This is a genomic window from Streptomyces sp. HSW2009, assembly GCF_040240285.1.
Taxonomy (GTDB): Bacteria; Actinomycetota; Actinomycetes; order Streptomycetales; family Streptomycetaceae; genus Streptomyces.
This window is the reverse complement of sequence record NZ_JBEHZD010001028.1, coordinates 1-1,178: the sequence shown is the minus strand read 5'-3', so window position 1 is coordinate 1,178 and position 1,178 is coordinate 1. Positions and strand designations below refer to the sequence as shown.

Below are 1,178 nucleotides of genomic sequence, written 5' to 3'. Positions count from 1 at the left end.
ACGGGGCACGGGGCACGGGGCACGGGGCACGGGGCACGGGGCACGGGGCGGGCGGCGCAGCCTCGCGCGCGAGGCGGGGAGTACGGGGCGTAGCGCCTTGGACGGAGCACGGAGCACGGAGCACGGAGCACGGAGCACGGAGCACGGAGCACGGAGCACGGAGCACGGAGCTGGGCTCGCTATGGGGTACGGGGCTGCGGGGGTTACTCGATGCGGGGCGGAGCAACGTGCCCATCGGTGCGCCGCGTACGGGGTCGGGCCGGGCTCGCTCCGTACGTGCATGGGCCGATTGGACGGTCTGGATGCGTGGGGCGCGGTACGAGGCGGCGTGGCGGCGGGTGCCACAGGGTTGCGGGCACCTGAGGTGCGCGGAGCGGGGAGCACGCGGGGCCGGGTGCTTCGTACGGGGCGGGCTGGGACCGTCCGCGGAGCACGGGGCTGTGGCCCCGTATGCGCGCGGGTGGGGCACCAGGCACATGGGGCGCGCCGGGATAGTGGTGGGTGCCTCGACGGCACGCACGGGGCACGGAGCGCGGTGAGTACACCCAGGGGCGGTGCGCTGGTGCCGTGCCGCTTGCTCTGGGCCTTTGCTTGCCCCGTACGCGCCTCTGGGCGGTCAAGGGGGGCTTAGGGCCCCGACGACGGACGGGGCGGCACGGGACGGGGCAGAGGGGGCAGAGGCGAGACGGCTGGGCCGGCGGCTTATGGGCAAGGTTCAGGCGGGCCCGTGGTTGCGGGGCGCGGCAGCGCTGTCAGCGGCGGTCCGTTGAGGTGCCCTGCTCGACGAGCGCGCGCAGTGTGCTGATGCGGTTGGTGGTGATGCCGTCCACACCGGCCCGGATCAGCCGCCGCATGGTGCGCTTCGTGTCCGCCGTCCAGGCGGAGACCAGCATGCCGTCGGCGTGTGCCCGCTCCACCAGCGAGGGGGAGACGATGCCGAACCGGTAGTTGAGCCAACGAGGGCGGAGCTCGGCGAGGAGGCTGTGGCTCGGCGGCGCCAATGTGGTCCAGGTGAACGCGATCTCCGCATCCGGCTCGGCCCGCCGTACGGCTTGCAGGGCGGCGAGGTTGCCGCAGTAGTAGACCCGGTCGCGCGCGCCGGCCTCCCGCACCGTGGCCAAGGTCGCGGGCACCGCGGACGCCGCGGGTAGGTCGATCATGGTGCGCACCGTCCGGCC

1 protein-coding gene is annotated in these 1,178 nt (G+C 74.5%); it reads right to left on the bottom strand.

Annotated elements, in window-relative coordinates; all coding sequences use genetic code 11:
- Positions 1-752: 752 nt before the first annotated feature.
- Positions 753-1,178 (bottom strand): glycerophosphodiester phosphodiesterase (locus tag AAHZ94_RS34370; protein ID WP_349997598.1); only part of this gene is annotated, 426 nt, incomplete at its 5' end.